We start from the raw sequence: 8562 nt of genomic DNA, 5'->3' as shown, positions 1-8562 counted from the left end.
GCCCTGAACGACGCGTGGGGCTGGTCGGTGCGGTGTCGGCTCCGGGTGTTCGCCGTTCGCCTCAGAGCACCGGGAGGGGCAGGACGTCGAAGGCGTTGGGCAGTCCGAGCCGGTAGTGCAGTTGGTCCTCGACCTTGAGCAGTTCCAACTCCGGCGCCCGGTACAGCTCGTGCACCACCGCGCGGGGAGCACGGGAGCCGGCGGCGTCCAACGCGGGCGGTGGGGCGTCGTTGCCAGGAACCGACCGGTTGGACGACGAGTTCGTCGGCGTTGGCGGGGTTCGGGCCGCCCAACCCGCTCAGCCCCGGGTCCAGGAACCAGGCCACCAGGGAGGATTCGTCGAACACCGCGCGGCCGGAGTCGTTGAGGTGCTGCTTGAGCTGGGCCGGCACCTCCTGCAGGATCTGCTCCTCGGTCAACTCCTTCGCCGGGCGGCCGAACGGGACGCCGGGGGTGTCCCAGTCGGAGATGACCACGGACACGCAGTCGGCGGCGGTGCCGTCGCCGTAGTCGGCCCGGAAGTCCCGTTCCGGCCAGAACGCGGCCTGGCTGATCGAGGACAGCGACCAGGGCGCGTGCACGTAGTAGACGTGACCGTGCACCAGAGCGATCGGGTTCCGGTTCGCGCTGGAGGCCGAACTCGCGGCGAGCGGCCTGGCGCACACGATCGTGCGCCCCGGCTTCATGTACGGCGGCCCGGCCACCACCTCCATGACCGCGCAGTGGTTCGCCGCGGCCGAGGCGGGCACGCCGGTGTTCTTCGGTGACACCACCAAGCGGTGGAGCTGGGCGCACGTCGACGACCTCGCCGACGCCTACGTGCGCGTCCTCGACCGCGAGCCCGCCGGCGAGGTGTTCGTGATCGCCGACGACCAGCGCCTGACCGCGCTGGACGTGCAACGGGTCGCCGTCCGGGCGGCGGGCTTCACCGGTGAGGTCCGGCCGGAGCCCGCGGAGGCGGGCGGGATCATGCAGGTGGCAGCGGACCGGGACGAGCTCGTGTCCAGCGCCAAGGCGCACCGGCTGCTCGGCTGGCGGCCGCGGCACATCTCGTTCACCGACGACCCCGAGAAGCACCACCGGGCCTGGGCCGGCGGTCGACGACGCGCCCACGGGTGAGGAACGCGGGTCCTCGCGTCATGGCGACCACGCGCCCCGCTCGTCCGGCCCCGTGGCCTGCGCCACGCCGCCGCACAGCCGGTCGTGGTGACCGGCGCGATGCGCAACCCGACCCTGGCCGGCGCGGGCGGCCCGGCCGACCTGCCGGCGCTCGGGCACCCCGCGACCGAGCGCAGTCGCACCCAGCCGACCCGGGTCCCGGCTCGCCCTCAGGCGTTCCAGGTCCCGGCCGCACTAAGTGGATAGCTAATCCGCTACCGTGCTACGGTGACGACAAGCGGATGAACTATCCGGATCAGCGACGGAGTGGGCGGATCATGAGGCGGACAGCTGTGGTGACGGCCGGTACGGCGGGCATCGGCCTGGAGACGGCGCTGGGTCTCGCCGCCGCCGGGTTCGCGGTCACGGTGGTCGGGCGCAACGCCGATCGCGGTGCACGCGCGGTCGCCCGGATCGACGCGACCGGACCGGCGCACCCCGCCCGGTTCCTGCGCGCGGACCTCGCGTCGCTCGACGAGGTCCGGTCGCTCGCCGACCGGATCGCCACCGACCACGCGGCCTCGGGCGATCCGCTGGCGGTGCTGGTCAACAACGTCGGGGCGATGTTCGCCGACCCGCACGAGCACGACGGCGTCGAGGCCTCGTTCGTCGTCAACCACCTCTCGCCGTACCTGCTCACCGAACTGCTGCGGCCCACGCTGGTCGCGAGCGCGCCGAGCCGGATCGTGAACGTGACCTCGGGCTCGGTCGTCCTCGCGAAGCGGTCGTTCGACGCCGTCGAGCCGCCCGGTGGCTACTACGGCTTCCACTGGTACGGACGCGCCAAGCTCGCGAACCTCGCCTACACGCTCGACCTCGCCGCGCAGTTGGACGGCACGGGTGTCACGGTGTTCGCCGCGGATCCCGGGGGCGCCGCCACCGACATGACGGCCGGCACCATGGCGGACCCGAAGATCGTCTCACCCGGCCTGCGGTTGCTGTGGCCGCTGGTGCGCCGCAAGTTCGAACGCTCGACCGCGGGCCCGGCGTCCGTGGCGGCCAGGCCCTCGATCGTTGCCGCCACCGACGAAGGACTGGCGGGGCGGACCGGCGTCGTCATCGGCGCCGGGGCGCGTCCGGTGGCGCCGTTCCGCCCGGCGACCGACCACCGCATCGCAGAGGCGGTGCGCCGGCTCAGCGAACGGCACGCGCCCCTCACCACCGCGTGACGCGGCCGGGGACCTCGCCGCCACGGGACGATCCGGATGCGCTATCCGATTAAACTGCCCCCATGACGACCACGCCGCTGCGCAAGGACGCCGCCCGCAACTGGGACCGGATCGTCTCGGTGGCCAGGGAGCTGGTGGACGAGGGCACGCCGCTGCAGCTCAACGACGTCGCCCGCCGTGCCGGCCTCGGCGTGGGCACCGTCTACCGGCACTTCCCGACCGTCGAGGCGCTGCTGGAGACCGTTGCCGCCACCTGCCTGGAAACCCTCGTCGCGCACGGCGAGCAGGCGCTGGCCGACCCCGATCCCGGACGCGCGCTGGAGGACTTCCTGTTCCGCACCGTCGAAGCACAGGTCACCGACGCGTCCCTGCCCCCGGTCGCCGCCGCGCCCACCGACACCCTGCCGCGCACCGCGGAACTCAAGCGGTCGCTCTGGTCGATCGGCGCCACCCTGCTGGACCGGGCCCGCGAGGCCGGGGAGGTCCGCCCGGACCTGACCGCCGCCGACGTGGTCCCCTTGATGTGCGGCATCGCCTACGCCGCACAGGTGCACAGCGGCACCGACGCCGACCGGGTCACCACCGCCCACCGCTACCTGGCCGCCTTCCTCGGGGGAATGCGCACCACCGCACCGGGGAACTGAGGACCACAGCCCGTGCACCGGAAACCTCGTCGTGGGTCTCGAAGACGAGGCCGACACGTGCCGGAGGTCGCGGTCGTCTCGGCGCCGCGGACGTCGCCGCCGGTTCGAACGTGCGGTTCACGGTATTTTCCGCCGAGTGAGCATCGAGATCCCTGTCCAGTGACGGCCGTCCCCGGAGGGGTGAACATCCGCCGCGTCCATTGTGGGTGCCACAGCCGATCTGAACACTGACTGCTGACGCTTCCGCCGAAACGTGGGATCCCGACCACCCGGCCGATGCGCGTCGTTCGCGCCGTCGTCAACGAGAGGGGGAGCCTGATGCCGTTCGAGGTGGCGCCCGAGCAGCTGTCGGCCTTCCAGCAGGGACTGATCGGGACGTGGCAGAACCGGCCGCTGCCCGGCACGGAGAAGGGCGGCGAGAACGACCCGTACTCCTACAACGTCATGGTCCTGCCGCAGACCTCCCCGCAGGCAGGGCGGAATTCGGGGTACGTCCTCAAGAACTTCAAGTACTACGAGACGATCGTGTTCAAGGGCCCGGACGACGTGGTGAAGCCGGTCGCCGCGCCGAACCGCGGCGGCGACTACCAGCAGACCCCGTACGTGCTGTTCTACGACCAGCAGATCCGGTTCGCCGAAGGACCCACCGAGGGCCAGATCGTCCACGAGGAGAACGGGGCGTGGCTCAACCTGAGGACCGAGAGGCAGCAGATCGGGCCCTACCTCTTCCCGCCGGAGAACCCGGCGTACGAGGAAGGCGTGCCGCAGCCGCAGCCACCGGAACGGACGACGTGCAAGCAGATCTCGGTGCCGCACGGGGTCTCGGTGTTGGCGCTGGGCAACTGCGCGGCGCACGACGGGCCGCCGCGGATCCCGGACGCGCCGTCGGTCCTGCCGACCCCCGCAGGCGTCGACACCACGCCGTACGGACTGACGCTCGACGATGCGGAGCACGGGGACTACGAGAACCCGCACCCCGACCTGACCAACCAGATCGCCCGGCCCCTCCAAGAGGCGATCGCCGCCCTCGGCGACCGCGTCACCCACCACATCCACTGCCAGGTCGACTCGGCGAACTTCGGAGCCGTGGTGAACATCCCCTTCGAGAAGCGGAAAGCGGCGCTCGCGGGGTACAACGCGGAGTACTGGCTGCTGCACTGCGAGGCCGAACAAGGCGTGACGCGCGAGATCCTCGCCTACACGCAGCGCATCCTCCTCGGCATCCCCCTGGGCGACCGGTTCTACATCTTCCCCCACCCGACGTCCAACGTCCTGTCCAAGGTGACCTCCGAAGGTGTGGCGCCATGATCGCGTCGACCGGCGAGGACCGGCACTCGGCGATGTCCCTGGCACGCCCCAAACGTGTCGAGAGCGGCTCGTGGACGCTGAAGGACGTGCGCGTCCACCTGGAGTACGCCGTCAACCTGGAACTGTGGACGATCCCCTACTACATGACGGTGATGTACTCGATCAAGGACATCGGTCACCCCGATTTCCGGCGGATCCAGTCGGTCGTCCACCAGGAGATGCTGCACGCCGAGCTGGCCGCCAACGTCTACAACTCGTTCCCGCCCGCGGAGGACGAGCGCGAGCCGGACAAGGGCCTCGAGATCGGTCCGTTCCACTACGTCAAGGAACTAGGCGTTCCCCACCTCGACTTCGGACTGGACGACGAAGCCGTCGAGAAGTACGGCGAGCCGGACGCCGGCCTCGGCCCGCTGGACCAAGTCCGCATCGGCACGATGTGCTTGATCGAGCTGCCCGAGTCCGCGCCCCCGTCGTTCGACCCGGGCGGCGACGAGTACGCCACCATCGGCGACTTCTACACCGCCCTGATGTCCGGGATGGAGGAGAACACCCGGTTCGTCCGCGGCAACCGCAAGCAGGTGGCCCACTTCGGGCGCTTCTACCGCGGCCTGAGCCACACCACCGTCACCGGGGACGGTGAGGCCGGCCTGGACCAGGCCCTGGAGCTGGTCAAGGTGATCACCGAGCAGGGCGAGGGCCGCACGGACGGGAACACGGACATCGAGCGCCGGTACCGGAACACCGCGGACGGCTACGAGAACTCGGCCAGCCACTTCGAGAAGTTCAACGCGATCCGCGCCGACGTGCTCGCCGGTCGGGCGCCCGAGGTCTACCGGCACACCGGCGCGGACCCGGACGACGGCCACGGCGATCCCCGGCCGGTCCTGGTGGAGAACTTCGGCCGGCTCATCTCGTTCATCCAGGACATGTTCAACGGCCACCGGCCCGACCACCCGCACTTCGGCGAACTCATGCCCACGGTCGGCGCCAACATCCTCACCTGCTGGCGCCGAGGTTTCGTGCCCCGGTTCTCGGACGTGGAGATCGGGAGTTCGACATGACCGCGTTCCGGATCCACCCCTCGATCGGCTTCGCCCGGGTCGGCAACAGCGAGGAGTACAACCTCGCGCCCGAGACCATGGCCGCGTTGCCGCTGCCCGACGGCTCGGAGTCCGGCACGCTCGGTGGCCTTCCGCTCCGACTCGACGGGGCGACCATCACCAACGGCGACGTGCGGGACGGCGACGGGAAGCTGAAGCGGCAGGCTGCCCGGTTCAGGGTCTTCGCCTACTCCCCCGCGGACGCGGAGCGCTACCCGAGCGGTGCGGGCGAGGAGATCACCATCGGCTCGACCGTCGATGGCAAGGAGGTGGCGGACATCGTCTGGACCGTGCACGTCGCCAACAAGAAGGCCAACAGCTACCTCCTGGAGGCACCCGGGACCACGGCGCTCCCCACGATCTGGCAGTACCGGGACGGTCGCACCCCACCGCAGCGCAACCCGGCGGTCGACGGGGTCCCCGACGACCCCGTCCGGGTCCGCAAGCTGACCGTGGACCCCGGCCCCAGGGCCATCAGGGGCACGGAGAAGGGTTCCGTCGTCATGGGGAAGGACGGACATGCCACCTTCGGCAAGGGCGCACGGGTCGTGCCCTTGCCGGACTACCCGAAGTCCTTCCCCTCCGACAGCTTCCAGCGGCTGTACGAGCCTTCCGGACCGATCGACGCGCTGGGTGAACTGGCCACCGACGACCACGGGCGCCTGCACGTGGTCGCCGCGTTCGGCCGGGCCGTCGCGTGGTGCCCGCAGGACTCGTCCGAGCACCACCCGCTGACCTCCGACGTCGACAACGACGGCTGGTTCGACGACACGGCCGACGGTCCGGTCAACGCCACCCTCGTCTTCACCGACGACAGCACTGCCGAGGTCGCGGGGGCGTGGGTGGTCTCGACCGACCCCCGCTACGCCCCGCAGACGCTCAACGTCGTCTCACTGTGGGATGACATCTACGACACCTGGGTCCGTCAGCTCGACCTCGTGCCGGAGCTGTTCCACGACGGCCGGTTCGACCGCGGCTACGCCCCGGCCTTCGACCAGCAGCTCCACCCGATCTTCCAGGCGGCGCGGGTCCAGCGGTGGAACACCGACCTGCCCGCCGGAGCGATCGAATCGCACGACGCCGTGGGCCGGATCACCGCGGAGGACGACCCCGGCACCACGATCCTGGGCGGCCTGGGGTACATCCGGAACCCGAACAAACCGGATCAGAACGAGATCGGCGCGCCGCTCATGCCGCTGTCGCTCGGCGACTCCGGGCAGTCGCTGCTGACGGTCACCAAGACCCAGTACTTCTTCCTCGAACAGTGGGACGCCAACCACTTCGCCCAGGAGGGAACCGCGCTGGGGCCGGGCGAGTACCTGGACAAGGCGTCGCTGATCAACTGCCTGGGCGGGCGGTTCAGCCCGGGGATCGACATGACGTTCCCCGTGCGCCTCCCGGAGGTGTGGGAGACCGGGGACCTCGGGTCCACCGGTCCCTTCCGAATCCGCCAGAAGCGCCTCGACTACGACCGGCTGCCCCCGGAGGGCCTGCCCCTGCTGACCGAGGGTTACCTCCCCTGCCACCCGGACGGCGGCGGGCTGGAGCCTGGCGACAACTCCAAGTTCATGGCGCTCCCCTGGCACACCGACTACAACTCGTGCGTCGTCCACCCACCGGACCCGAACCCGCCGGAGAACACGACGCTGTACTGGTCGTGGCCGGCGCAGCGCCCGGACGCCGTCAACGTGGCCACCGACACGCGCTCCCGCGACGAAGGACCCCAGCTCCCCGGCCAGCGGTGGTCGATCCGAGGTCCGGGGACGACCTCGGACGACTACGCGAACACCGGCCGGTTCCAGAACCGGGAGGACTTCGTCGACAACTGGTCCAGGATCGGCACCATCATCCAGCGGACCCAGATCAAGGGCCTGGACAACCAGAAGGCGATCGACGAGCTGCCCGAGGACACGTTCCTCGAAGTGGCCGGCCAGTTCCCGGACGACGGGCCCTACGTCGACCCGTGGCCGATCAACGCGGGCACCTGAGCCCCGTCGTGCCGGAACCGACCGTCGTCGTCCTCGGCGGCGGACCGGCGGGGTGCGCGACCGCCATCGCGCTGCGCCGCTCCGGCACCGGGACGGTGATCGTCGCGGAAAGCGGCGCTTACGGGACCGACCGGATCGGCGAGACCGTCCCGCCGGACACCCGCCGGCTGTTCACCCGGCTGGGGCTGCTCGACGCGTTCGAACTGGAAGGGCACGAGCCGTCCTACGGCAGTCGCTCGTCCTGGGGCAGCGACGGCCTGGGCCACAACGACTTCGCCTTCGACCCGAACGGTCCCGGGTTCCACCTGGATCGCAGGCGCTTCAACGCCTTCCTGGCCCGGTGCGCCGGGGAGGCAGGCGCCCACGTAATCACGGGGGCGCGTTACCGGTCGGTGCGGCCACACGGGCGGGAATCGGCAGAGGGGGGTCACGTCGTCGAATTCGACATCGGCGGGCGCATCCGTCGGGTGAAGGCGTCCTTCGTGGTCGACGCCACGGGCAGCACGGCCAGGTTCGCCCGTGATCTCGGTGCTCGGCGGCTGGTCCACGACCGGTTCTTCTGCGCCACCGGCTACTTCCACCTCCGCGACGGCGCCGGGTTCGCCCCGCTCACGATGCTGGAGGCAGTCCCGGACGGGTGGTGGTACGCGGCCCGCCTGCCCGACCGGCGCATCGCCGCGGCGCTCGCCTGCGACGGCGACGACCTGAGGACGGCGGCGCTGCACGAGAGCGGGTCGTGGCTCAGGAGGCTCAGCCGGACCGCCTTCCTGGCACCGGCCCTGGCGGAGTCCTTCTACCTGCCGGGCAGCCTCAAGGTGTGCCCCGTGCCGTGTTCCGTCCTCGACCGGCCCGCAGGTCCGCACTGGCTCGCCGCGGGCGACGCGGCGTCGTGCTTCGACCCGCTGTCCGGGCAGGGCATCCACAAGGCGCTGTCCAACGGTTTGCAGGCGGCCGACACGATTCGAGCCCACCTGCGTGGCGACAGGACGGCGGTCGAGCGGTACGCCGAGGGGATCCGGCGGTCGTTCGACTCGTTCCTCGGCCGGCGGGAGCTGTTCTACGGGTGGGAGCGGCGGTGGCCCGAGGCGGCCTTCTGGGTGCGTCGCCGGAACCCGGTCGGCACCGGGTCGTAGGCCGCACGAGTTCGTCGATGCCGTCGGGCTTGACCGCGGTCCTGACCGACGTGGCTCAGCAC

8 protein-coding genes and 1 pseudogene are annotated in these 8562 nt (G+C 70.9%); 8 read left to right on the top strand and 1 reads right to left on the bottom strand.

From position 1 onward, the window contains the following. Positions 1-602: pseudogene (locus ACFV4N_RS35350) on the bottom strand (hypothetical protein); the annotation flags it as partial. 7 nt (positions 603-609) lie between these two features. Between ACFV4N_RS35350 and ACFV4N_RS35345 the strand changes: the two are divergent. The 8 genes from ACFV4N_RS35345 (at position 610) to ACFV4N_RS35310 (ending at position 8500) form a co-directional block, all read left to right on the top strand. Further along, positions 610-1119 (top strand): NAD-dependent epimerase/dehydratase family protein, encoded by a 510-nt coding sequence (locus ACFV4N_RS35345; protein ID WP_499677012.1) that lies wholly within the window; start codon positions 610-612, stop codon positions 1117-1119. A gap of 99 nt (positions 1120-1218) precedes the next feature. Then, positions 1219-1365, top strand: a complete 147-nt coding sequence (locus ACFV4N_RS35340) for a hypothetical protein (protein ID WP_499677011.1) — start codon at positions 1219-1221, stop codon at positions 1363-1365. 71 nt (positions 1366-1436) lie between these two features. Continuing rightward, positions 1437-2327 carry an SDR family NAD(P)-dependent oxidoreductase gene (locus ACFV4N_RS35335; RefSeq protein WP_499677010.1) on the top strand — a complete coding sequence of 297 codons (891 nt, stop codon included), beginning with the start codon at positions 1437-1439 and terminating at the stop codon, positions 2325-2327. A 62-nt stretch (positions 2328-2389) separates the two neighbouring features. Continuing rightward, on the top strand, positions 2390-2971 hold the full coding sequence (locus tag ACFV4N_RS35330; protein ID WP_499677009.1) for a TetR/AcrR family transcriptional regulator: 582 nt from the start codon (positions 2390-2392) through the stop codon (positions 2969-2971). 276 nt (positions 2972-3247) lie between these two features. Then, positions 3248-4279 (top strand): heme-binding protein, encoded by a 1032-nt coding sequence (locus ACFV4N_RS35325; protein WP_499677008.1) that lies wholly within the window; start codon positions 3248-3250, stop codon positions 4277-4279. After that, positions 4276-5340: a ferritin-like domain-containing protein gene (locus tag ACFV4N_RS35320; RefSeq protein ID WP_499677007.1), complete on the top strand. Its 1065-nt coding sequence runs from the start codon at positions 4276-4278 to the stop codon at positions 5338-5340. Before ACFV4N_RS35325 ends, ACFV4N_RS35320 begins: the two co-directional genes overlap by 4 nt. Beyond that, a complete protein-coding gene (locus tag ACFV4N_RS35315) occupies positions 5337-7367 on the top strand; it encodes a LodA/GoxA family CTQ-dependent oxidase (RefSeq protein WP_499677006.1) in 2031 nt (676 codons plus the stop codon). The genes ACFV4N_RS35320 and ACFV4N_RS35315 overlap by 4 nt, the downstream gene beginning before the upstream one ends. Continuing rightward, positions 7343-8500 carry a tryptophan 7-halogenase gene (locus ACFV4N_RS35310; RefSeq protein WP_499677005.1) on the top strand — a complete coding sequence of 386 codons (1158 nt, stop codon included), beginning with the start codon at positions 7343-7345 and terminating at the stop codon, positions 8498-8500. Before ACFV4N_RS35315 ends, ACFV4N_RS35310 begins: the two co-directional genes overlap by 25 nt. Positions 8501-8562: the final 62 nt, after the last annotated feature.

Source organism: Actinosynnema sp. NPDC059797 (assembly GCF_042732085.1).
Classification (GTDB): Bacteria; Actinomycetota; Actinomycetes; order Mycobacteriales; family Pseudonocardiaceae; genus Actinosynnema.
The sequence above is the reverse complement of the archived record's forward strand: the minus strand, read 5'-3'. Positions and strand labels throughout refer to the sequence as shown.